Here is a 523-nt window from a genome sequence, read left to right as displayed (position 1 = left end):
ACGAGAGCTTTTTCCGCACCCAGATCGCCAGCCTGAAACAGGATGGCCGCTACCGGGTCTTCGCCAACCTCGAACGGCAAGCGGGGAACTTTCCGAAAGCCACCTTCCGCGACGCCGCCGGGAAGGAGCGGGAGGTCACCGTCTGGTGCTCCAACGACTATCTGGGCATGGGCCAGAACCCGGTCGTCCTGAAGGCGATGCACGACGCCATCGACGGCGTGGGTGCGGGTGCGGGCGGCACGCGCAACATCTCCGGCACCAACATCTACCACGTGCTGCTGGAGCGCGAGCTGGCCGACCTCCACCGGAAGGAGGCGGCTCTGCTGTTCACCTCCGGCTACGTGTCCAACGACGCGACGCTGGGGACGCTGGGCAAGCTGCTGCCCAACTGCGTGATCCTGTCCGACGCGCTGAACCACAATTCGATGATCACCGGCATCCGCAACAGCGGCGCCGAGAAGCACATCTTCCGCCACAACGACCCCAGGCACCTGGACGAGCTGCTCTCGCAGATCGCCCCGGA

1 protein-coding gene is annotated in these 523 nt (G+C 65.6%); it reads left to right on the top strand.

The features are described from left to right. The coding region (locus Q4I23_RS33050; RefSeq protein WP_498529051.1) for an aminotransferase class I/II-fold pyridoxal phosphate-dependent enzyme at positions 1 to 523 on the top strand (523 nt) is incomplete at both ends.

Source organism: Azospirillum sp. UFLA03-27 (assembly GCF_059803775.1).
This window is presented reverse-complemented; position numbering and strand designations above follow the sequence as displayed.